At 69.9% G+C, this 25,051-nt stretch carries 26 protein-coding genes; 15 read left to right on the forward strand and 11 right to left on the reverse strand.

All coding sequences use genetic code 11. The features are described from left to right. The first annotated feature begins 353 nt into the window (after positions 1–353). The 4 genes from ACZ3II_RS39735 to ACZ3II_RS39750 are packed head-to-tail and all read left to right on the forward strand — an operon-like array spanning position 354 to position 4,799. Positions 354–923, forward strand: a complete 570-nt coding sequence (locus ACZ3II_RS39735; RefSeq protein ID WP_465525388.1) for a hypothetical protein — start codon at positions 354–356, stop codon at positions 921–923. A 56-nt stretch (positions 924–979) separates the two neighbouring features. Further along, complete coding sequence (locus tag ACZ3II_RS39740) at positions 980–1,726, forward strand: TnsA-like heteromeric transposase endonuclease subunit (protein ID WP_465525311.1); 747 nt, start codon at positions 980–982, stop codon at positions 1,724–1,726. Continuing rightward, a complete protein-coding gene (locus ACZ3II_RS39745) occupies positions 1,723–3,795 on the forward strand; it encodes a Mu transposase C-terminal domain-containing protein (RefSeq protein WP_465525313.1) in 2,073 nt (690 codons plus the stop codon). The genes ACZ3II_RS39740 and ACZ3II_RS39745 overlap by 4 nt, the downstream gene beginning before the upstream one ends. Then, entirely contained in the window at positions 3,792–4,799 is a 1,008-nt protein-coding gene (locus ACZ3II_RS39750; protein WP_465525315.1) for a TniB family NTP-binding protein, read from the forward strand. Before ACZ3II_RS39745 ends, ACZ3II_RS39750 begins: the two co-directional genes overlap by 4 nt. 385 nt (positions 4,800–5,184) lie before the next feature. Here ACZ3II_RS39750 and ACZ3II_RS39755 read toward each other — a convergent pair whose 3' ends face one another. Beyond that, a complete protein-coding gene (locus ACZ3II_RS39755) occupies positions 5,185–6,264 on the reverse strand; it encodes a hypothetical protein (RefSeq protein ID WP_465525317.1) in 1,080 nt (359 codons plus the stop codon). A gap of 180 nt (positions 6,265–6,444) precedes the next feature. Continuing rightward, positions 6,445–7,665, reverse strand: coding sequence for a hypothetical protein (locus tag ACZ3II_RS39760; protein WP_465525319.1), 1,221 nt, complete (start codon positions 7,663–7,665; stop codon positions 6,445–6,447). A 436-nt stretch (positions 7,666–8,101) separates the two neighbouring features. On the opposite strand from ACZ3II_RS39760, the gene ACZ3II_RS39765 reads away from it, so the two are divergent. Then, positions 8,102–8,377 carry an endonuclease domain-containing protein gene (locus ACZ3II_RS39765; protein ID WP_465525321.1) on the forward strand — a complete coding sequence of 92 codons (276 nt, stop codon included), beginning with the start codon at positions 8,102–8,104 and terminating at the stop codon, positions 8,375–8,377. Here ACZ3II_RS39765 and ACZ3II_RS39770 read toward each other — a convergent pair. Continuing rightward, positions 8,374–9,363 (reverse strand): LacI family DNA-binding transcriptional regulator, encoded by a 990-nt coding sequence (locus ACZ3II_RS39770; RefSeq protein WP_465525323.1) that lies wholly within the window; start codon positions 9,361–9,363, stop codon positions 8,374–8,376. The two genes, ACZ3II_RS39765 and ACZ3II_RS39770, sit on opposite strands and share 4 nt — an antisense overlap. 283 nt (positions 9,364–9,646) lie before the next feature. Here ACZ3II_RS39770 and ACZ3II_RS39775 point away from each other — a divergent pair, with 283 nt between their 5' ends. The 4 genes from ACZ3II_RS39775 (at position 9,647) to ACZ3II_RS39790 (ending at position 14,192) form a co-directional block, all read left to right on the forward strand. Then, positions 9,647–10,888 (forward strand): ABC transporter substrate-binding protein, encoded by a 1,242-nt coding sequence (locus ACZ3II_RS39775; protein WP_465525325.1) that lies wholly within the window; start codon positions 9,647–9,649, stop codon positions 10,886–10,888. 61 nt (positions 10,889–10,949) lie between these two features. Beyond that, positions 10,950–11,882, forward strand: coding sequence for a carbohydrate ABC transporter permease (locus ACZ3II_RS39780; RefSeq protein ID WP_465525328.1), 933 nt, complete (start codon positions 10,950–10,952; stop codon positions 11,880–11,882). A 10-nt stretch (positions 11,883–11,892) separates the two neighbouring features. Continuing rightward, a complete protein-coding gene (locus tag ACZ3II_RS39785) occupies positions 11,893–12,795 on the forward strand; it encodes a carbohydrate ABC transporter permease (RefSeq protein ID WP_465525330.1) in 903 nt (300 codons plus the stop codon). After that, the gene (locus ACZ3II_RS39790; RefSeq protein ID WP_465525332.1) at positions 12,792–14,192 is read left to right on the forward strand and encodes a GH1 family beta-glucosidase; all 1,401 of its coding nucleotides are present in this window, start codon (positions 12,792–12,794) and stop codon (positions 14,190–14,192) included. Before ACZ3II_RS39785 ends, ACZ3II_RS39790 begins: the two co-directional genes overlap by 4 nt. 28 nt (positions 14,193–14,220) lie before the next feature. Here the strand turns inward: ACZ3II_RS39790 and ACZ3II_RS39795 are convergent, their stop codons facing one another. Next, positions 14,221–14,682 (reverse strand): pyridoxamine 5'-phosphate oxidase family protein, encoded by a 462-nt coding sequence (locus ACZ3II_RS39795; protein WP_465525334.1) that lies wholly within the window; start codon positions 14,680–14,682, stop codon positions 14,221–14,223. 61 nt (positions 14,683–14,743) lie between these two features. Here ACZ3II_RS39795 and ACZ3II_RS39800 point away from each other — a divergent pair, with 61 nt between their 5' ends. Next, positions 14,744–15,748 carry an RNA ligase family protein gene (locus ACZ3II_RS39800; protein WP_465525336.1) on the forward strand — a complete coding sequence of 335 codons (1,005 nt, stop codon included), beginning with the start codon at positions 14,744–14,746 and terminating at the stop codon, positions 15,746–15,748. Between the two features lie 12 nt (positions 15,749–15,760). On the opposite strand, the gene ACZ3II_RS39805 is transcribed toward ACZ3II_RS39800, so the two are convergent. Then, complete coding sequence (locus ACZ3II_RS39805; RefSeq protein ID WP_465525338.1) at positions 15,761–16,699, reverse strand: endonuclease/exonuclease/phosphatase family protein; 939 nt, start codon at positions 16,697–16,699, stop codon at positions 15,761–15,763. A 175-nt stretch (positions 16,700–16,874) separates the two neighbouring features. Between ACZ3II_RS39805 and ACZ3II_RS39810 the strand changes: the two genes are divergently transcribed. Next, a complete protein-coding gene (locus tag ACZ3II_RS39810) occupies positions 16,875–17,918 on the forward strand; it encodes a DUF808 domain-containing protein (RefSeq protein ID WP_465525340.1) in 1,044 nt (347 codons plus the stop codon). 165 nt (positions 17,919–18,083) lie between these two features. Here the strand turns inward: ACZ3II_RS39810 and ACZ3II_RS39815 are convergent, their stop codons facing one another. Together ACZ3II_RS39815 and ACZ3II_RS39820 are read right to left on the reverse strand one after the other, a co-directional pair. Then, entirely contained in the window at positions 18,084–18,257 is a 174-nt protein-coding gene (locus ACZ3II_RS39815; protein ID WP_465525342.1) for a hypothetical protein, read from the reverse strand. 67 nt (positions 18,258–18,324) lie between these two features. After that, entirely contained in the window at positions 18,325–18,909 is a 585-nt protein-coding gene (locus ACZ3II_RS39820) for a TetR/AcrR family transcriptional regulator (protein ID WP_465525344.1), read from the reverse strand. Positions 18,910–19,062: 153 nt separating this feature from the next. Here ACZ3II_RS39820 and ACZ3II_RS39825 point away from each other — a divergent pair, with 153 nt between their 5' ends. Further along, a complete protein-coding gene (locus ACZ3II_RS39825; RefSeq protein WP_465525346.1) occupies positions 19,063–19,977 on the forward strand; it encodes a hypothetical protein in 915 nt (304 codons plus the stop codon). 1 nt (position 19,978) lies between these two features. Here ACZ3II_RS39825 and ACZ3II_RS39830 read toward each other — a convergent pair whose 3' ends face one another. Then, a complete protein-coding gene (locus ACZ3II_RS39830) occupies positions 19,979–21,436 on the reverse strand; it encodes an MFS transporter (RefSeq protein WP_465525348.1) in 1,458 nt (485 codons plus the stop codon). Positions 21,437–21,477: 41 nt separating this feature from the next. Here ACZ3II_RS39830 and ACZ3II_RS39835 point away from each other — a divergent pair, with 41 nt between their 5' ends. After that, on the forward strand, positions 21,478–22,368 hold the full coding sequence (locus ACZ3II_RS39835) for a phosphotransferase family protein (RefSeq protein WP_465525386.1): 891 nt from the start codon (positions 21,478–21,480) through the stop codon (positions 22,366–22,368). Positions 22,369–22,927: 559 nt separating this feature from the next. Then, the gene (locus ACZ3II_RS39840; protein ID WP_465525350.1) at positions 22,928–23,113 is read left to right on the forward strand and encodes a hypothetical protein; all 186 of its coding nucleotides are present in this window, start codon (positions 22,928–22,930) and stop codon (positions 23,111–23,113) included. Here the strand turns inward: ACZ3II_RS39840 and ACZ3II_RS39845 are convergent. From ACZ3II_RS39845 to ACZ3II_RS39855, 3 genes are all read right to left on the reverse strand, one after another. Continuing rightward, the gene (locus tag ACZ3II_RS39845; protein ID WP_465525352.1) at positions 23,110–23,283 is read right to left on the reverse strand and encodes a hypothetical protein; all 174 of its coding nucleotides are present in this window, start codon (positions 23,281–23,283) and stop codon (positions 23,110–23,112) included. The genes ACZ3II_RS39840 and ACZ3II_RS39845 overlap by 4 nt on opposite strands. A gap of 89 nt (positions 23,284–23,372) precedes the next feature. Beyond that, positions 23,373–24,146 carry a class I SAM-dependent methyltransferase gene (locus ACZ3II_RS39850; RefSeq protein ID WP_465525354.1) on the reverse strand — a complete coding sequence of 258 codons (774 nt, stop codon included), beginning with the start codon at positions 24,144–24,146 and terminating at the stop codon, positions 23,373–23,375. Between the two features lie 81 nt (positions 24,147–24,227). Further along, positions 24,228–24,788 (reverse strand): DUF6000 family protein, encoded by a 561-nt coding sequence (locus tag ACZ3II_RS39855; protein ID WP_465525356.1) that lies wholly within the window; start codon positions 24,786–24,788, stop codon positions 24,228–24,230. A 20-nt stretch (positions 24,789–24,808) separates the two neighbouring features. Between ACZ3II_RS39855 and ACZ3II_RS39860 the strand changes: the two genes are divergently transcribed. After that, positions 24,809–24,988 carry a hypothetical protein gene (locus tag ACZ3II_RS39860; RefSeq protein WP_465525358.1) on the forward strand — a complete coding sequence of 60 codons (180 nt, stop codon included), beginning with the start codon at positions 24,809–24,811 and terminating at the stop codon, positions 24,986–24,988. The last annotated feature ends 63 nt before the right edge of the window (positions 24,989–25,051 follow it).

Genomic DNA, 25,051 nt, shown 5'->3' on the forward strand with positions numbered 1-25,051 from the left:
CCGGCTACCGGCTCCGGTACTCCCGGCGGTCCGGCGTCTGCCCCGCGCCGTGGCACCCTTTCCTGACGAGACGCTGCGGTCCTACGAATCCCGTCTGGCCGCCGGGAACCACCTGTCCGTGGCCGAGCTGCGAGCAGCCGCCCGCAGCTCGGGTGTGCTCGACGTCGAGGCTCTCGGCGCCCTCACCGGCAGGGCGCCCCGCACCCTGCTGATGGCGCTGCCGGAGCTACGCGCGATCCCGCACGGCGTCGAGCTTCCGCCGGACGGCCGCTGGCCGCACCCGCCGACACCGCAGCATGCCCGCTCTGGCCGATCCATGCTGGTCAGAGCGGGCATGCCGCCGATGTGCCGCCATGCGCGGCGCCACCGGGCAGGTGTCGGTGTGGGCGCTCAGCGATGTTCAGGTCTGCCTGCGTCACCGACTCTGGATCGGCGGGCGGGACGCCGGTGGCCAGTGGGATCTGCGCGACGTCCCACAGTTGCTGGCCGCTCAGCGCCACCACACCAACCTTGTTCGCCGGCACGGCCGGCCCGCGGTACAGCCCGCCTACCACCAGGCCGTGGGGGTCACGGCCTGGTGGGCGCAGCACGGCTGCTGGAGCGACGGCGCGCTGCACCGCCGCCACCTTCTCACCGGCGTCGCGACCGGCACGCCGCACGATCAGGATCCGATCGTCGCGCTGATGTACTACCCGGAAGCCGTCGGCCTTGCCAGCCTGTTCGTGTCCCACCACTGGACCGGCATTCTCGGCGCCCAACCGATGCGCGGGCTGTCGGACAGCGCCGTGACACGACACTTCTACGCCGAGGCCCGCCGCCGCACCGGCTACGACGCCGCCGACGGGATAGCGGTCGAGCCGCTGCATCGCTGGTGTGAACAGCTCGCGGCCCGCGCCGCCGCACGAACGCCGGCCGCACCGTGACCACGGTCCGGCCCGCAGCAGACGGCCTCCTCACCACCGCAGGAGACGGGGCTGACATGGCAGCCACGAGCTCCACGTCTGACCAGGCACCGCAACACCGGCCTGCCAGCATCCACACCTGGGTCGTGCACTACCGCGATCCGGCCGGCGGTGACACCCACACGCCGCTGGCGGCCGCGATGACCCAGCGGTTCGAGCATGCCGAACCGGTCACGCCGCTGCGCTCCTACCGCGGGCAACGCAGCTCTGCGGGCCACTACTGGTCGGCGCGGCTCAGCGATCACGTCGGCTACCGGAACTGGCTCGAACGCGACACGGCCATGATGCTCGACCACGACGACACGGTGCAGGCGTTCGCCAGCCGCCCCTTCGAGCTGATCAAGACCGGCCCGCGGCCGGACACCCATCGCCCCGCCTACTTCGCCCGCCGCGCCGACGGCACCGGCATCGTCGTCGACTGCCACTCCCGGCGGCCCGCCCACCCGCAAGCGGTCACCGCGCTGCGCGACGGCTGCGCACACGCCGGCTGGGACTACCTGCTGATCACCGGCCACGATCCCGTCTGGATCGAGAACCTGCGGTGGCTGGCCGGATACCGCCATCCCCGCCACCACCACGACAGCGTCGCGGGCAGCTTGCTCGCCGCGTTCGGCGAGCCCAGCCCGCTGTTGTCGACAGCCGCCACCGTCGGTGACCCGCTCGCTGTGCTGCCGGTGCTGTATCACCTGCTCTGGAACCGGCGGCTGCACGCCGACCTCACGGTCCGCCTCGACAGCGTGTCGATCGTGAGCGTGCCCCGGTGAGGCAGGTGCTGCACCTCGGCGACCAGGTCCGTTACGCCGACCGCGAGTACCGGGTCGTCGCACTCACCGGCACCCACCTGCGCCTGGCCGCAGCCGACGACACCACGATCGCGGTGCTGCTGACCCACCTGCTCAGCTCCGACGGCTTCGCCCTGCTCGACGCCGCGCCCGCCCCGGCCGTGATCCACTCCCGGCTCGACGACCTGGACCCCACCACCGCCGACCTCGCCCGCCAGTGGGAACAACACATCGCCGAAGTGGAGACCGGCCTGCCGCTGGGTGCCGGACCCGACGACCGGCCCCGTCCCGAATACGACCCAGCCACCACCACCCTGACCCAACGTTGCCAGGCCAAAGCCCGAGAGCTGACCGCGCTGGGCTGGCAGGCCAGCCCTCGCACCATCGCCCGGATGCGCCGACGGCTGCGCACCACCGGCGACCCGCGCGCCCTGACCGACGGCCGGGCACGACGGCCGACCTCCAGGACCGGCCGCACCGACCCCCGCGTCGTCGAGGTGATCCGGCAGGCTTTGCAGGCCGAGATACCCGATTCCACCGGCACCAGAGACCGCTTCCGGTGGCGGGTGCAGCAGATCATCACCGACCGTTACCCCGACGACCCGCCCACGGTCCCCGCGAAAAGCACCTTCAACAAGCTGCTGCGCACGATGACCGCCGGCACCTACATCTTCGACACCGCGGTCACCCGCCGGAACATGAACAACCGCCCCGCCGGGGGCTTCACCACGTTGACCTTCGCCCGCCCCGGGCAGGTCGTGCAGATCGACACCACCAGAATCGACGTGCTCACCCACCTCGGTGACGGTGTCGCCGAGCGCGGCGAGCTGACCGCCGCGATCGACGTGGCGACCCGGACGCTGTGCGCGGGCGTGCTGCGGCCCCAGGGGACCAAGGCCGTCGACGCGGCCCTGCTGCTGCCCCGGATGCTGGTGCCCGATCCGATGCGCCCGGGCTGGGACGACGCGCTGCGGATGGCGCACTCGTGTCTGCCGTACGAGCGGCTGGTCACCATCGACGACCGGATGCGGCTGGCCGCCGCGAAACCGGCGATCTACCCCGAGACGATCGTCTACGACCAGGGCAAGGTGTACGTGTCGGCCACGTTCATGCATGCCTGCCAAAGGCTCGGCATCTCCCTGCAGCCCGCCCCGCCCGCAACGCCCACCTACAAAGGCGTCGTCGAACGCACCTTCGGATCGATCAACACCCTGTTCTGCCAGTACGTGATCGGCTACGTCGGCCGCGACACCACCCGCCGCGGCGCCCGGATCGCCGACAAGCCACTCTGGAGCCTCGCCCAACTGCAGGACCTGTTCGACGAATGGGTTATCGCCGGCTGGCAGTCACGCCCGCACGACGAGCTGGCCAGCCCGGACACCGGCCGCCGGCTGTCACCCAACGAGATGTACGCGATCCTGGTGGCTGCCGCCGGATACGTGCCGGTCATGCTGCGCGGCGACGACTACCTCGAACTGCTCCCCACCTTCTGGGCCACCATCAACGACTACGGCGTGCGCTGGAACGGCCGGATCTACAACACCCGCGGCCTGCCACGGCGCCAGCAGTCCGGGGTCACCGCCCGCAAGAACAAGTGGCAGGTCGCCTACGACGAATACGACATCACCCGGATCTGGGTCCGCAACCACCACGGCACCGGCTGGTTCGCCCTCGACTGGACCCACCGCGCCATGGTCAACGCCCCGCTGGCTGACTTCACCTGGCGCCACGCCCGCCGCAAAGCCATGGCCACGGACAGCACCGAACCCCTGGAAACCCGCATCGCCCGGGTCCTCAACGACCTACTGCGCCGCGCCGGCACCGGACCACCCGACCAGGCGCAACCACCCGGCGCGGCCCTCACCCCCGCCGAGCGGCGCATCATCGGCCGCACCCGGGCAGGGGCCGCCGCACACCGCCCCCACCTCGACGACCTGACTCCGGACGAAGCTGCTGACGATCAGCACGACGACACCAGCCCCGATGCCCAGCCCGACGCGCCGTTCGCCACGTTCGACGCCGCCGACCACGCTCGACGTTGGCTGCCATGACACAACCGGACCTGGCCGCCGAAAGGTCGATCCCGACCACCTGGGAAGGCTGGTTCCACTGGGCCCACCACCAACTCCTGAAACCCCGGCCACCCGCTCGCAACACCCCCGCCGCCAACGAGCGCTACGACACCGCACGCCTCGACTACCTCGGCAAACCGTTCGTGCTCGAAACCCCGACGATCCGCACCGTCATGACCGCTGTACGCCGGCTGCTGATCCTCAACCGGCACGCCACCTCAGCACGCCGCGGCCTGATTCTCGAAGGCCTCGGCGGCACCGGCAAGAGCACCTCGGTCACCGAACTCGGCCGCACCCACCACCTGAGCATCGACCTGCGCCACCCCGGCCACGACCGGATCCCCGTCGTCTACATCACCGTGCCCGCCCCCGCCACCGCCCGGATGGTCGCCGTCGAGTTCGCCCACTTCCTCGCCCTGCCCGTCCGGCCCCGCGCGAACATGCCCGACATCACCGAAGCGGTGTGCCGGACCCTCATCGACGCCCGCTGCGACCTCGTCATCGTCGACGAGATTCACAACTTCAACATCAACACCACCCACGGCGGCGAGGTCTCCGACCAGCTCAAATACTTCTCCGAACGCATCCCCGCCACCTTCGTCTACGCCGGCATCAACGTCCGCGACACCCTGTTCACCGGACCCCGCGGACAGCAACTGGCCAGCAGATTCGCCCTGATACCCACCCGAGCCTTCGCCTACGGCACTGCGGGGCAGCGCCAGGAGTGGGACACCATGGTCGCGTCCTTCGAGGCAGCACTCTGCCTCCGGCGACACCTGCCCGGCGCCCTGGCACGCCACAGCGAATACCTGTTCACCCGCACCAACGGACGCATCGGCAGCCTGTCGACCCTCATCCGCGGCGCAGCCATCGACGCGATCCTCAGCGAGAAGGAACGCATCACCCGCGATATCCTCGACGAGCAACTACTCGACCACGCCGCGGAGAACCCAGAGATCCCCGCGAGCAACAAATCCGCATGAAGGCGACGGTTCCCACGCTAGGCCGAGAGGCTCGTCGGTCAGGCCAACCCACCCGGCGCTACGACCGACACTGCGATCAACTGGACAACCACGACGCACACCTGCTCCCGTGCCGGTGCGGTGCTTCCCGGGCGCCGAGCGGTAGCACCGAATGATCCGCCGTGGAGATTGGTGGTCCCGCCGTTCAACTGCAGAAGTCTTGGAGAAAACTCTGCGTGGCTGACTGACGGGACCACACCACTCGTCGCCGAGGTATTCGAGCATCAGTAAGGCCGTCGGCCCGGGCGCCTGTGATCACGGATCACCGAGCCGGAGCAGGACCCGGCTGACCATCGACGACATCGTCCGCGACGGCGATCAGGTCCTGCTACGGCCGGCGCAGCTTCTACGGCTGTCCAGGCGCTGGCTTGGTGAGGTCGAGGAACTCCTGGAGGCCTCGGAACACCGAAACGAGCAGCATGATCGCGATGGTGGCGTTGCCGTGGGTGTAGTGCGCCGGCACAGCCTGGTGGACGGTGACGTGACGGCTCAAGTTTTCGGGCATTGGCTTGTTCCAGCTGGGCTTCCAGCCGACGTAGAACGAGCCGATGGGCGCCAGAGCCGCCCGGAACCGCAGTTCCACCAGCGCCAGCTTCATCGGGTTGTCGATCTTCACAGCCCTCTTCGCGTCGCCGTACTCGCCGATCAGACGGGTGACGGCGGTTTCCACCACCACGACGGCCAGCGCCTGCGCGGACTCGAAGTGGCCAGCCGCGTACGCATCCAGAGCGTTGAACGCAAGGGGCATTTGAGGATCGAGGTCCGGAATAGTGATCTGGGCGAGTGCCTCCCTGCAGTCCTCCGTGACTTCAGTGGAACGGCTGGTCAGCACTTTGATGCGCCCTTCGCGGTCCGCGGCGTCCAGCAGTTCGGCAACGATCTCGGCGCGAGGTACCCAGACCAGGGGGATGCCTTCCTCCTGGATGACCTTGAACACCAGGTCGTAGTCCGCTCGGTCGGGCCAGTTGGGCGGTGTCTTGTCCTTGATCTGCTGGAGCAGATCACCGAGACCCTTGCTGAAGTCCGGCATGACGATCTTCGGCATGAGCGCCGACATGTCGGCGAAGAGGGGCTTCGTGATCGCGCTGAAATCGATCAGCTGGATGCGGCTCGTCAGGCTGGGCTGCATCGCGGCTGCGATCTTCGTGAGGGACCGCTGGAATTCCCCGCTGATCTTCGCTGCCTGGGCCACTTGAGCCAGCTGAGACTGAACCGAGGGACCAAAGCTCGGTGTGAGGTTCTTGAGCTGGTCCCGAACCATCTGGCCGAAGTTGGGCATGGACGCCCGCATGGTCTCGGAAAGCTGTTCCGCCACCTCGCGCGGGATGGCCGACGTCCACGCCACGTCCGGTGCCTCTCCCAGGGTGGGCCCGCTGGTCGGCTGCTCCTCATCGCTGCGGGCCTCGTCCCGCGGCTCGTCGGTCATCGTATGTTCTCTCCGCTCCCCATGTAGCGCGGCACGTTCATGCCGGCGCACGAGGACGCTACCGGTAGGCCGGGATCCCGGCCTCCGCCTTTTTCAGGCCGGGTACCCCGTACGTGTCTCATAGGCCGGTCGGGCATACACCCGCAAGGTCGCGCTTCGCAGACTTCAGCCTGGGACAGCTCAGGCCGCTGCCGCCTCGATGGCGGGCAGCGCATCCTCCAACCGACGGAACAACCGGGCACCGCCCGGCACCTCGCCCTGCACCCTCAACAGGTAGCTGGTCATCTTCTTCTCACCGACGACGATGTCGGCATACGCACCTGCCGTGCACAAGAAAAGGATGTCGTTGAGATCGTTACGGTGCCACTTGTCGTCGGCGTTGGACACCCGCACGTGCACCAGTTCCCGGAATCGCCCGAGCATGGGAAGAGCAGAGAGATCGGTCTCGGCCTGAAGAGCCAACCACTGCTCGAACTCCTGCACGCTCAAGCCGGCAGCGAGAGCCGCCCGCGTAACGTCCTGGTCGAAGTCGCTCATCGCCCGAACCCTGGTGACATCGCGCAAGTACCGACGGGCCTGTGGGGTGTTCCGCACGTGGATCGCGAGCTCCTGGAAAGAAGCTGCCCACTGCTGCGCCATTTCCGCGCCGATGTCCGACACCGTCGGCTCCGGCTCGACGAAGATCTCCAGCAGAGCCTCGGCCCACGTGATCCGGTCGATCAAACCCTGCATCTCCGGGGGCAACGCACCATCCCGCCGGTCCGCGGACCGGCGGCGGGTCCTGTCGTCGGCCCACAGGGCATGGGGATCGAGGGTGAAGACCTGGGACCTGCCGAGACCAGCAGGCGCGGCACCGAACAGGTGCAGCAGCTCGTGGGCGCGCGCCCGCAACGGGCTGATCATCTGCCACCCCCGGGAATACTTCACCATCACCTCGGCGACCTCCCGACGCTGCCGGTCAGCCTTCTTGGCGATCTCGACCAGGTGGGCACCGGACACCGGCATGATGATCTTTCCCGCCTCCGCCAGCTCGGTGACCCGGCGGCAGACCCGAGCGCGATCCTCGGAAATCTGAGCAGACCCGATACAGAACCGGGCGAGGTCAATCCAGTGGTTCTGGTCGAGGTAGACCACCGGCCGGTCCACCGTGGTCAGCACCGTTCCGACCTCCATCGTGACGGTCGTCCCGCTGACCAGCTCAATCCTCAGCGATGACGAGCGAGGAACGAACACGGACTCACCAATGGAGTCATACCCCGCAGTCGGCCCGATGTTCTCCTGCACCGTTCGACCGTCGGCAAGGGTGATCTCGACCTGACCGGTACCCGGAACATGCTTGACGGCGGCGATAGAGAACAGAGGGTGCTGCGGGTCCAGCTCGAACGGTGGTTTCGCTGACACCCGATCATGAAATCACGCAGCTCCACCCCCACGACAACGCGTTTACGCCCCTCAGCGGCCATGACAACGTTCCGGCACCCACCCTGGATAGAGTGAGAGCGACATTCAGCATTTCTGCATATGACAGATAGACGAAGCCAACCCGCCCAGAGCCAGCTCGCTGTATCTGTCAACTCCCAGCTTGGAGCCTTGGTCATTTGCCCGATGAACGTAGCCAGGACAGTCGTACCCCGGGGCTACTGTCGCGGCATGCGGGAAGCGGAAGCGTCGTGGCGAGAGTGTCAGGGATGCCGGAAACAGCTGCCTGAGGAGCGGTACCAGCATCCGAGTGGACGGCTGACGAGCCGCTGTCAGGACTGTCTGGCCACAGCCCGACGCAATATGCGCGCCGCCCGCGAACGGATCGGGTCCGCCGGCGTCCGCGCGGCCCACCTGCGTGCCAAGTACGGCATCAGCATGGCGGAGTACGACGCGCTGCGCGCCGTACAGCAGTACCGGTGCGCGATCTGCGGGACGCACGAGGACGACATCGAGGCGCCGCGGACCGGGCGGCCCACGGCGGAGGCGGTCCCGGCTCGTGGTGGACCACTGTCACCGCAGCCGGCGAGTCCGGGGTCTGCTGTGCAACAACTGCAACCCGATGGTCGGCTTCGCGCGGGACCGCCCGGAGATCCTGCGTGCCGGTGCGGACTATCTGGAGGCGATGCCTTAGGTGGAGCCGCGCACGATCAGGGCGGTGGGCAGGACGGTGGGGGCGGGTGGTGTGCCGGCGTTCTGCAGCATGGTGACGAGGGCTTCGGCGGCTGCCGTGCCGAAACCGGCCCGGTCCTGGGCGACCGTGGTCAGTCCGGGTGGGACCAGGGCGGCCAGTTCGATGTCGTCGAAGCCGACGATCGCGATGTCGCCGGGGATGCGCAGTCCGGCTTCCCGGGCGGCGCGCATGGCGCCGATGGCCATCTCGTCGCCGGCGGCGAACACCGCTGTCGGGCGCGGGGAGGTGGCCAGCAGCCGCTGCATCGCGGTGTAACCGCCGTCGAGGTAGAAGTCGCTCTCCACCACGTGGCCGTCGGCCAGGGGCAGGCCGGCCTCGGTGAGTGCGGCGCGGAAGCCGGTGAGCCGTTCGGCGGCGGGCGCGGTGCGCAGCGGGCCGGTGATCGTGGCGATCCGGTGGTGGCCGCGGTCGGCCAGGTGCCGCACGGCGAGTGCGGCGCCGGCGGTGTTGTCGGAGGTGACGTAGGTGCAGGTGGGCCCGGTGCGGCGCAGGTCGAGGGCGACGCACGGGATCTCCGCGTCGGCCAGAGCCAGCACGGCGGGGTCCTGGGAGCCGTTGTCGATGATGACGACGCCGTCGAGGTTGTGCCGGCGGGCGGCCTGCAGGTACGGCTCGCGCTGGGACAGCATCAGCAGGTGCAGGCCGTGGGCGCTGAGGGCGGTCTTGAGGGTGACGAGGATTTCCTGCAGGAACGGGTGGCGCCAGCCGGCGCGGCGGTGGTCGGTGTCCCAGATGAGGCCGACCATGTTGGATTTCTTGGTGGCCAGGGTCCGGGCGGACTCGTTGGGCAGGTAGCCGATCGCGGCGGCGGCGTCGAAGATGCGCTGCCGGGTTTCCGGGCTGACGATCTCGGGGCTGTTGAAGACGCGGGACACGGTGGCGACGGAGACGTCGCAGTAGCGGGCAAGTTCCCGGATTGTCGCCATTCGCACCCTTTTTGTAACCGGTTTCATGACCGTAACACCGCCGTTGCCGGCCGGTCAACGCCGCAACGCCTGTTACGTTTTCGTTACTTGACATGACCCCCGTCGATGCGACCACACTCTGCATCCAAGGCGGCCCATTCGCGGCCGTAGATCGAGTGAACCCCGCACCGTCCACCGCTCACTGCTACGCGGTTGATGTAACCGGTTTCATCAGCATAATGTAACCGGTTACATCGAGCCGCGCGAAAGGATCCGGATAGACATGCGCCACCGACTGTTTCGGATGACCGCGGCCGCTGTGGCCGCCGGACTGCTGCTGACCGCCTGCGGCGGCAACGACGGCGGCGCCGGCAGCGACGGCAAGATCACCTTGACCGTCAACCTGTTCGGCAACTTCGGGTACAAGGAGCTCTACGAGCAGTATCAGAAGGACCACCCGAACATCGTGATCAAGGAGAACACCGCCGCCTACAACGACCACCACCGGGAACTGGCCACCCACCTGGCCACCAACTCCGGCGCCGGCGACATCGAGGGCGTCGACACCGGGTTCATCGCCCAGATGCGCGAGCGCGGCAACCTCTTCGCCGACCTGGGCACCGACCGGCAGTCGGAATACCTGCCGTGGAAGTGGCAGGCGTCGCTGACCAAGGACGGCAAGCAGATCGGGTACGGCACCGACGTCGGCGGCCTGGCCATCTGCTACCGCAAGGACCTGTTCGAGCAGGCCGGCGTGCCGTCCGAACGCGACCAGGTGTCGAAGGCCTGGGCCGGCGGCTGGGACAAGTACATCGAGTTCGGCAAGACGTACGCGACGAAGGCCCCGGCCGGCAGCGCGTTCTTCGACGGCGGCGGCCAGCTGTTCAACGCCATCATCGGCCAGGCCCCGGTCGGCTACTACGACGAGAGCGACACGATCGTCGTCGGCTCCAACCCGGAGGTCCGCAACGCCTGGAACCTGAGCGTGCAGGCCATCCAGAGCAACCTGTCGGCCAAGCTGATCGGCAGCTCGCAGGAGTGGAACAACGGCTTCGCCAAGGACCAGTTCGCCACCATCGCCTGCCCGGCCTGGATGATGACCAAGATCAAGGACCAGGCGAAGCACGCCGCCGGCAAGTGGGACGTCGCGGCGGTTCCCGGCGGCGGCGGCAACTGGGGCGGCTCGTACCTGACGGTGCCCAAGCAGGGCAAGAACGTCGAGGAGGCCAAGAAGCTGGCCGCCTGGCTCAGTGCGCCCGACCAGCAGGCGCACGTCTTCACCAAGATGGGCAACCTGCCGTCGATCCCCGCCCTGTACGACAAGCCGGAGATCGCCGGGTTCACGAGCGACTTCTTCAACAACGCCCCGGTCGGGCAGCTGTTCACCACCGCGGCCAAGGAGCTGAAGCCGCAGCACCAGGGCCCGCGCGCCGGTGACATCCAGACCACCATCCGCGACGCCCTGGTCCGTGTCGAACAGGGCAAGCAGAGCCCGGACGAGTCGTGGCAGCAGATGGTCCAGGACGTCGACCGTCTCGCGAAGTGACCGTGGTGGTGCCGCCGGCGACCCGCGCGCCGGCGGCACCCGGCCGACCGAAGGATCGTTGATGGCCACCAATCTTCAGCAAGCCCGCCGGGCCGGCCTGAGCCGCCTGGACACCAAGGGTTCGCCGTACCTCTACATCGCCCCGTTCTTCCTGCTCTTCGGCGTGTTCGGGCTGTTCCCGCTGCTCTACACGGCGTACGTCTCGTTCAACGAATGGGACCTGCTCGACGCCGGCTCGCACTCCTGGATCGGGTTCGCCAACTACGCCGAGCTGCTGCGGGACGCGTACTTCTGGAACGCCCTCGGCAACACCCTGAGCATCTGGCTGTTGTCCACGATCCCGCAGCTGCTCGCCGCGCTGTGGATCGCGCACCTGCTCAACCACCGGCTGCGGGCGCGGACCGCGCTGCGGATGGGGGTGCTGCTGCCCAACGTCACCTCCATCGTGGCGGTGACGATCGTGTTCACCCAGCTGTTCGGCCGTGACTTCGGCATGATCAACTGGCTGCTCGGGGTGGTCGGGGTCGGCCCGATCGACTGGCAGGCCGGCACCTGGAGCTCGCACCTGGCGATCTCGTTCATCGTGGCGTGGCGGTGGGTCGGCTACAACGCGCTGATCTACCTGGCGTCGATGCAGGCGATCCCGCACGACCTGTACGAGGCCGCGGAACTCGACGGCGCCTCGCAGCGCCAGCAGTTCTGGAAGATCACCGTACCGATGCTGCGCCCGACCATCATCTTCACCACCGTGATCTCCACCATCGGCGGCCTGCAGATCATGGCGGAGCCGCTGCTGTTCGCCAGCTCGCAGACCCCGACCGGCGGCTCCGACCGCCAGTTCCAGACGGTGGCGCTGTTCATGTACGAGCAGGGCTTCCGGGAGTTCCGGTTCGGGTACGCCTCCGCGATCGCCTGGACCCTGTGCCTGGTCATCGTCGTGTTCGCGATCGTGAACTTCCTGATCACCCGGCGTATCGCGAACGACGAGGACTGAGGAGGCCGTCATGACCACTCTCGTGCAACCGCCCGCGACCGGCACCGCCCCCGAGGCCCCGGCGCCGGGGCGTCCCCGCCGGCGGCGTGGCTTCGGCTACCCGCGCAAGGCCTCCGTCTGGACGTACGCCGCGCTGCTCGCCGTCGTCGCCGGGTCGGTGTTCCCGCTGTACTGGTCGCTGGTGGTGTCGTCGCAGACCAGCGACGCGGTCACCCAGGTGCCGCCGGCCCTGGTTCCCGGCGGGCACCTGTTCGACAACATCGCCCGGGTGTTCGCCACCACCGACTTCGCGCAGGCGCTGCTGAACTCGTTCGCCGTCAGCGGCTCCATCACCGTGTCGGTGGTGTTCTTCTCCACCCTGGCCGGGTTCGCCTTCGCGAAACTGCGGTTCCGTGGCCGAGGGCCGCTGCTGGTGCTGGCCATCGCCACGTCGATGGTGCCGCACCAGCTCGGCATCATCCCGCTGTACATCATGATGGCCGAGTTCGGCTGGACCGGCCGGCTCACCGCCGTGATCGTGCCCGGGCTGGTCACCGCGTTCGGGGTGTTCTTCATGACCCAGTACCTGGGCCGGGCGGTCCCCGACGAACTCCTGGAAGCCGGCCGGGTCGACGGCTGCAGCACCTTCGGGTTGTACTGGCACGTGGTCCTGCCGGCGGCGCGGCCGGCCGCGGCCGTGCTGGGACTGTTCACCTTCATGCAGGCATGGAACGATTTCTTCTGGCCCCTGGTGGTGCTGCAGGACAACGCGACCGTCCAGGTCGCGCTGTCGGCACTGGCCAGCGGCTACACCACCGACTACACGCTGACGCTGACCGGCACCCTGCTCGCCACGGTGCCGATCCTCATCGTGTTCATGGTTCTCGGCCGGCAGATCGTCGGCGGCATCATGCAAGGAGCAGTAAAAGGATGACATCGATTTCGGCCGACCCCACCGCGGCGCCGGCGCTGCCCGACCTGCCGGCCGGTTTCCTCTGGGGGGCGGCCACCGCGGCGTACCAGATCGAGGGCGGGGCCGGCGAGGACGGCCGCGGCGAGTCGATCTGGGACGTCTTCTGCCGGCGTCCCGGCGCCGTCGCCGACGGGTCGTCGGGCGCGGTCGCGTGCGACAGCTACCACCGGTGGCGCGACGACGTGGACCTGCTGGCCGGGCTGGGCGTGGACGCGTACCGGTTCTCGGTGGCCTGGCCGCGGATCGTGCCGGGCGGGACGGGGCCGGTCAACCGGGCCGGGCTGGACTACTACGACCGGCTGGTGGACGGTCTGTGCGAGCGGGGCATCCGGCCGTTCGTCACCCTTTACCACTGGGATCTGCCGCAGGCCCTGGAAGATCGCGGCGGCTGGCGGGTCCGCGGCACCGCGGAGGCGTTCGCGGAGTACGCGGCCGAGGTCGCCGGGGCGCTCGGTGACCGGGTGCAGGACTGGATCACCCTGAACGAGCCGTACTGCTCCTCGATCGTCGGGTACGCCGAGGGCCGGCACGCCCCCGGCGTCACCGAAGGGCACGGCGCGCTCGCGGCCGCGCATCACCTGCTGGTCGGGCACGGCCTGGCGACCGCCGCGATCCGGGCCGCCGCCCCGCGGTCCCGGGTCGGGATCACCCTGAACCTGTCGCCGGCGGTCGCGGCGTCGCAGAGCCCGGCCGACCAGGCCGCCGCGCACCGGCAGAACCTGATGCTGAACCTGCAGTTCACCGACCCGGTGCTGGCCGGGCGGTACCCGCGCGGTTTCGAGGAGCTGTACGCCGGTGTCAGCGACCTGTCGTTCCGCCGCGACGGGGACCTGTCGCTGATCTCCGCGCCGCTGGACTTCCTCGGCGTCAACTACTACTACCGGGTGCACGTCGCCGACGCCCCGGTGAAGCAGAGCGACCCGGCGCTGCGCAGCGCCTACGACATCGGGGTACGGCAGCTGCCCGCTCCCGCCGGGGTCCGGGCCACCGACCTGGGCTGGCCGGTCGAGCCGGACGGCATGTACGACACGCTGACCGGGCTGGCCGACCGTTACCCGGGCCTGCCGCCGATCTACGTCACCGAGAACGGCTGCGCGGAACTGCGGGAGGACCCGGCCGCGCCGGACCCGGAACGGATCGCGTTCGTGGCCGAGCACCTGGACGCGGTGGCCCGGGCCGCGGCCGACGACGACCGCCTGGACCTGCGCGGCTACTTCTACTGGTCGCTGATCGACAACTTCGAGTGGGCGCGCGGGTACGGCCCCCGGTTCGGGCTGGCGCACGTCGACTACGCGACCGGTGTTCGTACCCCGAAAGCCAGTTACCACTGGCTGCGCGAGCAGCTCGCCGGACGCTGACCGGGACCGCCGGATCCCCCGTGCCGTGTCACAGCGGGAGGGGGATCCGGCGTTCCGGGCCGTCCTCGGCGGGCAGCAGCCACGCCTCGGTGATCGTGGCCCGGTACAGGCGCAGCGGCGCGTCGCCGGTCACCTGACCGGGCTGCCAGGTGGGGAAACCGTGCGCGGCGGACCGGCCGGAGAACGCCGCCAGCAGGCCCGGCAGGTCGCCGTCGGGGCACAGGCCGGCGGTGGCGAGGGCGTAGAAGGCGGTGGCGCCGCCCATCGGCACGCCGGAGTCGAACACGGTCACCGCGATCCGGTCGTTGGCGGCGATCAGCTCCGAGTGCCGTGACCCCGGCCGGGACAGCCACAGGACGGTGTGCAGGTCCAGGACGACGGCGTACAGCGGGGTCACCCACGGTTGCCCGCCGGGGGTGGCGGTGCCGATCACCGCGTACCGGTTGGCGTCCAGGATCGTACGGGCCTGGCTGGTGATCTCATCGGTCATGGGCTCCACCATGCCGGTATTTCGGTGGGGCCGCCGGGCGGGGACGGCTACATTCCGGATCATGAATGACGGCAGGGCGATGGCGACCATCGAGACGATCACCGAACTCGCGCCGATCCCGGGGGCGGACGCGATCGTCCGGGCGCGGGTGCGCGGCTGGGACGTGGTGGTGAAGGCCGGCGAGTTCCGGCCCGCCGACCTGTGCGTCTACTTCGAGGTGGACACGCTGCTGGACACCGGCGACGACCGGTTCGCGTTCCTCGCGCCGCGGGGCGTACGCACCGACGGCAACGGCCGGACCGGGCACGTGCTCAAGACCGCCCGGCTGCGCGGGCAGTACTCGCAGGGCCTCGCCCTGCCGGTGACGCTGTTCCCGGAGCTGCGCGACCTCCGGCCCGGCCAGGACGTCAGCGCCGCGCTCGGGGTGGTCCGGTGGGATCCGCCGATCCCGACGGAACTGTTCGGGAAGATCCGCGGCTACCGACCGTCGTGGATCCCGTCGACCAGCCAGGTCCGCCTGCAGAACCAGCCCGACCTGCTCGACCACCGGGACCAGGACTGGATCGCCACCGAGAAGATCGACGGCACATCCACGACGTACTGGGTGGACGGCGACGACCACGGCGCCTGCACCCGCAACATCGACCTGCTGGAGGAACGGTCCAGCCGGGTGTGGCAGGTCGCGGCGGCGCTCGGCGTCCACGATCTGCTGCGTGCCGAGTTCCCCGGCCGGCGGGCGGCGGTGCAGGGCGAGCTGTACGGGCTCGGCAGCCCGGTGAACCCGCTGCGCCTGAGCGACACCCGGTTCTCCGCGTTCACCCTGCTGGCCGACGGCGCGGTCGTGCCCCGCCGGCAGTGGCCGGCCTGGCTGACCGCGTGGTCGGTGCCGGTGCACGACCTGCCGTTCCCGGCGTCGGTCGAGCAGGCGCTCGCGCAGGTGGACGCCCTGCCGTCACGGATCGCCCCGGGCCGGCCCGCCGAAGGCCTGGTGTGGGTCACCGGCGGCACCGACCTGGGCTCCTTCAAGGTGATCTCGAACCGGTACCTGCTGAAGAACGACCGCTGACGTACCGGCGGGTCAGCCGACGGCGACGGTGACCACGCCGTACACCATCCGGTGGTCCGAGCAGGGCCTGCTGTTCGCGCAGGTGGGGATGGCGACACTGTCGGCGTCGTAGGCGCCCCGGTACCGGTTGTCCCGCACGAAGATCAGATCGAGCTTCTTGCCGGTCCCGCACGGGCCTTCGACGTTGCCGGCGGGACTGGTCGTCTCGCCGTAGCCCGGGCAGTGCGAGGTGGTGTCGTCGAGTTCCCGGTAGCGGCCGCGGTTGTTCGGGTTGTTGGCGTGGTTCAGGGTGCTGGAGTACCAGCGGTCCATCCTGCCGTAGTTCGGCTGGGCGTTGAAGTCCCCGCCGATGATCACGGTGTGGCCGGCCGCCTCGAACTCCTCGACCCTGTCGAGCACGTACTGCAGCTGGATGCTGTTGATGCCCACGACCCCGTTCTCCCCGGTGTTCAGGTGGGTGATGTGGGTCGTGCAGAACTTGACCTTCGGCTGGTCCGCCGGCGGGGCGCACAGCAGTTTGCGCTGCTCCATGCGGCCGTCGTCGGGCAGCGTGAACCGGCTGGCGTTGCCGAGCGGGAACCGGGAGAACAGGGCGATGCCGCCCGCCTCACCGTCGCAGCTGCCGTCACCGCCCTGGTTGGTGGCCTCGAACCGGGAGAAGTTCGCCGGGTCCTGCGGCCAGTTCTTGGCCTTCAGCTCGGCCTGGATGGCGTGCATCTGGTCGAAGCACAGCTCGTTGACGCCGATCACGTCGGCGTTCGTGGTGACCGCCGCGGTGGCGACCGCTTTCGGCATGCCGTTGGTGGTGGAGTTGTCGTTCCATTTCCAGCCGCCCACGTTCCAGACCATCATCCGGTAGGTGGCGGTGGTCTCCGCCCGTGCCGGGCCGGCGGCCAGCGGAAGCAGCAGCAGCGCCAGGAAACCCGCCAGAATCACACGCAGTACACGCATCCATGAACCCCCGTCGTATCGATCGATGTCCTGGAAGGTACGGGACAGACGGGTCGAAAGCACGCCTGACGATTGTTGCGCCGTCCTGGGTATAGGAGGGGGGTCATGCGCGGATGGCAGGCCTGAACGAGAATGAGTCTGCACGAACGCATACCGAACTTGAGAGGACTTCTCCTTGAGCGCTGGACTCGCAGCCCTGCTGGATGACATCGCGGTCCTGGCGCGCGCGGCAGCCGCATCGATCGACGATGTCGGGGCGGCGGCCGCCAAGGCCGGGGCCAAAGCCGCCGGGGTGGTCATCGACGACACGGCCGTGACCCCGCAGTACGTGCACGGATTGGCGGCCGAACGGGAGATCCCGATCGTCAAGCGGATCGCCTGGGGCTCGCTGCGGAACAAGTTCCTGATCATTCTGCCGGTGATCCTGCTGCTCAGCCAGTTCCTGCCGGTGCTGCTGACGCCGCTGCTGATGATCGGTGGCGCGTACCTGTGCTACGAGGGCGCGGAGAAGATCTGGGAACGCATCGCCCACCACGACTCGCACGCCGACATTGAGGAGCGCAAGGACGAGAAGGTTCTGGTCGCCGGCGCGATCCGGACCGACCTGATCCTGTCCGCCGAGATCATGGTGATCTCGCTGAACGAGGTCGCCAGCGAGACGTTCGTGAAGCGGCTGATCATCCTGTCGGTGGTCGCCGTGCTGATGACCGCCCTGGTGTACGGGGTCGTCGGCCTGATCGTGAAGATGGACGACGCCGGCCTGAAGCTGTCGCAGCGGGACAGCAAGGCGACCGCCGCGTTCGGCCGTGGCCTGGTCAAGGCGATGCCGAAGGTGCTGACCGGGCTGAGCGTGATCGGCACCGCCGCGATGCTCTGGGTCGGTGGCCACATCCTGCTGGTCGGTACCCGCGACCTGGGCTTCGAGCCGATCTACGACTTCGTGCACCACCTGGAGGTGGCCGCCCACGACGCGACCGGCGCGCTCGGTGGCGTGGTCGGCTGGCTGACCAACACGGTGGCCAGCGCGATCATCGGCCTGGCCGTGGGCGCTCTGATCGTGCTGTTCATGTCGCTGACCTTCCACCGCAAGAAGGCCCACGACGACAAGCCCAAGACCGAAACCGCTTCCGGTACGGGTGAGCCCGCCCCGGTCACGGTGACCGAGCCCTCGTCCGCGGCCCCGACGTCCGACCCGGACCCCACCCCGCCGAAACCCTGACCCGACGCCGAACGGCCCGGCCATCTCCGCTTCAGCGGTGGTGACCGGGCCGTTCGCGTTCTACCGTCGTCGTTCAGATGGTGCGGAGCGAGAGCATCGCCGGGTTGCCCGGCATGAGATCCACGACAGCGGAAGCGTCCAGCACTCGTGGGCGGAACGGAGGCTTCACGCGGTACGCCGCTCACGCCGGGCGATCATCGCCTCCAGTTCCTCGTCGGCCTTGCGCATCTTCTCCCAGACGATCCGCCGGTCCTCTTCGGTGATCTCGGGCTCCGGGAAGCCGAGCAGGGCGGCCAGCTGCTGACGGGGCCGCAAGGGAGCCTTGCCGTCGCCCGCCACGCGACTATAGTCGCATCACTTCGCGGGCGCGGACAGGCCCGATTCACCCGAACGGTGAGGTCATGAGTCAGGACCAGGGGATCGACTGCCACAGCTGCGGGCGGTGGGTCAGCTGGATCAGTCGCTGCTCCAGCTCGCGGAACTCCGGGCCGCGTGCCGAGGCGCCCCACAGCGGAGTGCTGCTGACCCCGTCGGCGGCCGCGATCACCAGGGTCATCACGTCGCGGGGCAGGCCGTCGGCGTACAGCTCGGTGTTGAGCCGTTCGGTGTCCTCGGCGACCAGGTCGGCGACCGCGGGAATCGTGGTGAGCTGGCCGATCAGGCCGATCGCCCGGCGGGCGGCGATCTCGTCGGCCGGTGGGGCGAGCAGCGCCCGGATGTAGGCGCGGGTCAGCCGCCCGGGCGCGGTGTCGTCCGGGTCGAGGCGGCTGTCGATGTCGGCGCGGAACGCCTCCAGGAGGCTGCGCACCAGCTCCAGGATCAGTTCGTCCTTGCTGGCGAAGTGGTACAGCAGGCCGCCTTTGGACACGCCGGCGTGCCGGGCGATGTCGTCGAGGGAGGCGGTGACGCCCCGGCTGCGGATGACGTCGCCGGCCGCGTCCAGCAGCGCCCGCCGGGTGTCCGCGGGTGTCCGCCCGGCCGTGCGTCCCATGCGCGCTGTCCTTCCGGCTCGCCGAGTGTGTGGGGTTCGGGTGCGTATGACGGCCGAATTCCACACGCCGCATTCGGACCCATCTTTTCGTACGCCCGGGGCAGTCCCGCCTCCAGGGGGTGGCCGGTTGCGGGGACGCTCTAGAGTGCGCCCATGAAAACCTCCCGCCGGTGGGTTCCGCTGGCTGCCGCTGTCGTGCTCACCGTGACCGGCTGCGCCCGGCAGGGCACGGCGCCCGAGGAGGCGGCGGCCCCGAGCGGGGCCCCGGCCGCCGACATGGCCGCGCTGGTCCTGCGGGACGGGGATCAGGTGCAGGCCAGCGGCACGGTGGTGGCCGAGCCGGGGAAACCGGTGCGGTTCTGCGCGCCCGCGCCCGTGCCGGCGATCGGCGGGGGGAGCCCGGTCCCGAGTTGTACGTTCGGGGTGCCGGTGACCGGGGTGGACCTGGCCCGGCTGGCGCAGGCGGACACGTATCAGAAGACCCGGTGGGGGCAGGCGCGGCTGCGGGGCGAGTGGCGGTCCGGCACGTTACGGGTCACCGAGCAGGGGCCGCCGGCCGCTGCCGCCACGATGGAGCCGGAGAGGCCCAGCCCGTGCCCGGCGCCGGACGGTGGCTGGCAGCGCAAGCCGCTCGGCGACACCAACAAGCTGACCGAGTATGTGCAGGATCAGCACCCGGACCGGTTCCGGCGGCCGTCGGTGGTCTATCCGGACGGCACGCCCCGCGACGAGACCCAGATGGCGACCGCCACCGAGGTGATGGTGATCGAGGTGGTCGGCGGGGACGTCGAGCAGGCCCGTGGCGAGCTGACCGCGCTGTACGCGGGGAACCTGTGCGTGGTCGCCCGGCCCGGCGCGATGAGCCTGGCCGGGCAGAACGCCCTCTGGGCTTCGGTGGAGCCGGAACTGACGCCCATCATGGAAGACGCGGCGAACGGGGTCTACGCCTCCAGCGCCGAGGACGACGTCACCGTGGAGATGACGATGCTGACCCCGGCGTTGCACGAGAAGCTGACCGCGATCCGGGCCGGCGGGATCGTCGCGGCGCCGTGGCTGCGGCCGGTGTGAGTCAGCGGTTCGGGATCAGCCGCCACGCCACCAGCGCGGCGACCGCGGTGAACCCGGCCGCGACCAGGGACGTGGTCTGCATGGCGGCGACGAACGCGTCCTTGGCGGCGCCGGTCAGGGCCGGGTCGAGGACCTGCAGGGCGGTGCCGAGCGAGTCGGTGGCGGCGGCGCGCACGTCGTCGGGCAGGCCCGGCGGCAGGGTCAGCCCGTCCCGGTAGAGGGCGGTCAGCAGCGATCCGAGCACCGCGATGCCGAGGACCACGCCCAGCTCGTTGGCGGTCTCGGTGACCGCCGAGACCGAACCGGCCTTGTGCGGCGGGGCGGCGGAGATGACGGCGTCGCCGGCGAGCGTCATCGCCAGGCCGACACCGAGGCCGACCGGGATGAGGCACAGCGCTATCCCCGCGTACGACGAAAGGTCTGCCGCCGGGGCCACCAGCGCCAGGCCCGCGGCAGCCACCGCGAGCGAGACGGCGATCGCGCGGCCCCGCCCGAACCGGATCGCCGCGCCGACCAGGCTCACCACGACGATGGAGGCGAGGGTGGCGGGCAGCTCGGCCAGGCCGGCCTGCAGCGGGGTGAAACCGCGGGCGAACTGCAGGTACTGGGAGAAGAAGAACAGCAGGCCGACCAGCGCGAAGATGGAGATCAGGTTGGCCAGGACGGCGCCGGAGAAGGCGGGGCTGCGGAACAGGTCGACGTCGAGCATCGGGTCGGCCAGGCGGCGCTGGCGGCGGACGAAGAGGATGCCGGCGATGACGCCGACCGCGAGCATCGGGCTGAGCCCGCCGGAGGCCAGGTGGGTGATCGCGTAGACGATCGGGGCGATGGTGAGCAGCGACAACACCGCCGAGACGATGTCGAAGCGGCCCGGGTGGGGGTCGCGGGACGCGGGCAGCAGCAGCACCCCGGAGATCACCACGGCGACCATCACCGGCACGTTGATCAGGAAGACCGAGCCCCACCAGAAGTGCTCGAGCAGGAAACCGCCGATCATCGGGCCGGCCGCGGAACCGGCGCCGAACGCGGCCGACCAGACGGCGATGGCGCGGGTGCGTTCGGCGGGCTCGGTGAAGATGTTGCGGATCAGCGACAGGGTGGACGGCAGCAGGGTCGCGCCGGCGACGCCGAGCAGCAGGCGGGCGGCGATCAGCTGCTCGGCGGTGGTGGCGAACGCGGCGAGCAGGGAGATCAGCCCGAACGCGATCGAGCCGGTGATCAGGATCCGCTTGCGGCCGAACCGGTCGGCGAGGTTGCCCATCAGCGGCAGCAGGCCGGCCAGGGCCAGGGAGTAGATGTCGCCGATCCACAGGATCTGCTCGGCGGTGGGCCGCAGGTGCGCGGTCAGTGACGGCACCGCCAGGGCGAGGACGGTGCCGTCGATCGACAGCAGCAGGACCGCGGCGGCGAGCACGCCGAGGGCGGCCCAGCGCCGGACCGGGGTGGCGGTGATCAGCATGGCAGTTACTGTACCGACCAGACGGTACAGTTCCCAGCTTGGTGATCGTCGTTACTGTCGGCGGCATGGACTACCAGCGGACCGCCCGGGGACTCGCCCGTACCGCCCTGGGCCACGATCCCGGCACTCTGACAGCGATCGGCAGCCTCTCCCACCAGGTGTTCCTCGACGCCGACGTGGTCGTGAAGATCATCGGCGCGGACGAGCACACCCGGCTGGCCCGGGAGATCGCCCTCGCGCCGTACCTGCCCGACGGCCTCACCGCCCCGCTGCTCGACAGCGGCGTCCACCCGGTCCGCTATGCGATCTACCGCCGGGCGCCGGGCGCCGCCCCCGGCATGGGCCTACCCGGCATCGACGCGGACACCGCCTGCGCGATGGCCGTCCAGGCCGTCCGGCGGCTGCAGTCACTGCACGCCTGGACACCCGCCGGCCCGGCCGCTCAGGTGCTGCGGGAGCCCCTCGACCACGGCGGGTTCGCCGGCCGGGCCGCCCTGACCGCCGAACTCGACGCCATCGCCGAGGTCCTGCCGCCCGCGGTCGCCGCCGGGGTCCGGGCCATCGCGGAGACCGCGCCACCGCGGGTCACCACGGCCGTGCCGGTGCACGCCGACTGCCATTGGGGCAACTGGCTGGCCTGCGACGGTACGGTCACCGCCCTGCTGGACTTCGAATGGGCCCGCTTCGGCGACCCGCTCGACGACTGGTTCTTCCTGATCTCCGGCAGCGGCCCGCACCGGGCGGCGGTGCTGGACGTGGTCTCCCGCGAGACCGGTGTCGCCGCGGACGTGCTGCGCGCCGAGTGCGAGGCCCGGCACGTCGCCTACCTGGCCGCCGACGTCCGGCTCGCGCTGGCCGACCTGCCGGCCCGCCGGCCGCTGCTCACCGAACGCCTCACCAACCTGACCGACCTCGTCAACGACCCATGGTGATCGCGGCGTGCAGCCGTTCGACGATCTTGGACAGGCCGCGTCACGCCGGAGGGCGTCACGGAAGGCCGGGTCGGGTTCGAGGATCCCGTTCGGCAGGTTCATGTAGCGCGGGCATGGCGGCTCACCGGCGAGGACGGTGACGTAGCGGCCGATGGTGTCGGGTCGCTGAGCTGTCACCATGCAGGGCAGCGTAGGTCAGAGCCCGCCGCGACGGAAACTACAGTGGGGCCGGTGGATGAGCTCTCCCAGGCGAGGCGGCGGTTCCCGGTCGGGGACCGGGTCCGCGGGCGGATCGGGGTGACCCCGTGGCCGCCGGGACGCACCGGGCTGTTCGTGGATCTGGACGAGCCGCAGCAGGGGTTCGTCGACGTGCTGCACCTGCCGGACGACCCGGGACAGTGGCCGGAGACCGGGCGGGACGCGCTGTTCGAGGTGCTGCTGCACCGGCCGGGCCAGGTTCGGCTGTACCCCCTGGACGCCGGCATGCAGTCCCGCAGCTACCGGCGCGGCGACTGGTCCGGTCCGCGCTGGGCGGAGATCACCGGCCGATACCCGCTGGGTGGCGTGGTCACCGGCACGGTGGAGCACCGTCAACGTGGTCGACCGCGAGTACGTGGTGCGGTTCGCGGACTTCCACGCCCCGATCGGCTACGACGGCGAGCCGCCGCCGATCGGGCACGTGGGCTCCTATGTCGTCACCCGGCATCTCGAGTGGACCCGGCGGATCCTGGTGGAGCCGGCTTAAGCGGGTTCCCGGACGCCGCCGCTGCCGTCGCCGTCCTCCGGCATCGGTTCGACGGGCGCCTCCGGCAGCGAATCCGGGGTGTCCGGCAGCAGTTCGCCCGGGTCGTCGGGCACCGGCTCGCGCGGGTCGATGGGCGGGTACTCGTCGGGGTTCAGATCGGGCTGACTCATCCGATCATCATCCGCCAGGTCGGTGATCCGCGCGCGGTGAGCCGGCAGCGGTGACTCGCACAGCGCGCATGTCCAGTCGTCGTCCTTGATCAGGTTGAGGTGCGTGCACGACGGGCAGTCCCGGACTCGCAGACGCAGAGCTGAAGCGGTGCGTCCCCGGTGAACGGCAGGCCGGACCAGTCGCCGAAGCGCTCGACGAGCCGCAGACCGCCGAGCGTGAGAAGCAGCGGCAGCTCCTGCGGGAAGATGCTCCTGATCTCGAGCGGCGCGACGACGAAGTCGGGTTCGGAGTCCGTCGAGAGGTGCCACCTCCCGCGGGTGACCTGCGCGGCCGCGTCGTAGGTCTCCGCGACATCGACGCTGACGTCGCCACGGTCCGGATCGGTGAACGGCTCCCGGGTACGCCGTACGCCATCGGCTTCGGCGAGGAGACGCACGCTCGGGTTGAACACATCGAAGACGAACCGTGCGCCCGGCGCCAGGTGTCTTCGCACCGACCGGAAACAGCTCACCAGGTCCTCGGCCTCGTGCAGGTGCAGCAGGGAGTTGGCGGTGATGAACACCAGGTCGAAGGTGCGGCCCAGATCGAAGGCGCGCATGTCGCCCCGCACCCATTCCACCGTCACCCCGCGCTCGTTCGCCTTGCGCCGGGCCTCCGCCAGCATGTCCGACGAGAGGTCCAGGCCGACGCACGGATGCCCGTCGGACGCGATGGGGATCAGCTTGTGCCCGGTGCCGCACGCGAGCTCCAGCACGCGCCCGCCCTGCCGGCCGGCGGCGGCCCGGTAGAAGCCGACTGCGGGCCCGCCGCCGGGGAACATCAGGTCGTACAGCCTCGCGTGGGAGTAGAACGCTTCACTCATGACGTGCGTCCTCCTTGCTGGTTCGAGCGTGTGGAGTTCGGCCGTCATGTGCGCCCGAACTCCACACGCAGAAGGAGGCGATCAGGTCGCGGGAGTGTTCAAGAGGTGGGTCAGGGCGGCGGTGAGGACGATGTGGTCGGCGTGCGGGTCGGGTAGCGGGCGGTGGCGGGTACGGGTCAGCCACTGCTGCCAGGGGCCGTCCGGGACCAGGTAGGACGCTGCGCGGGCGGGATCCAGGTGCAGCAGGGCGCCGAGAGCCCAGCCCTCGTCGCGGCCGTGGCCGGAGTGGGCCAGGTTGCGGTCGAGGTAGCCGGTCAGGGTGGCGGCGTCGGCGAAAGCGGCCAGGGCGAAACAGTAGCCGGCGCCACCGTACGGGCTCCGGTCGGCCGACAGCATCGCGGCGATCATGGGGTGCCAGCGGGTACGCCGGCCGGCGCCGGCCAGGAACGCGGCGACCAGGCTGTTGCGCCAGTTCCCTGAGGTCAGCAGGGTGCCGAGGGCGTCGTCGGGGATGTGGGTGGCGTCGTGGCGAAGGGCGGCCAGGAAGACGGGGTCCCCGGCCGGTGCGCCGTGGCGCAGCCGCAGGTAGCGGGCGGGGTGCTCGTCGGTGACGACGTAGCGGTGGATGAGGTCCGGGAACACGGCGGCTACGCTACCGGGCCATGAACGGGGATAGCGCGGTGTCGATGTTCGCCGGGCTGATGGATCAGTCGGTGCGGCGGATCGCGGAGATCGCTGAGCAGCCGCGGTGGTTCGACCGGATGGAGGTCGCGCGGATCGCCGACGTCTGGGACAACAACACGTCTCCGCTGTTCGGGATGGCGCGGGTGCGGCCGTTGTAGGTGCGGGGTGTCTGCGGTGGATGGCGGACCTGGGGGCGTGGATGATCGAGCAGGCCGGGCCGG

It is taken from the genome of Actinoplanes sp. NPDC019969, from assembly GCF_055562375.1.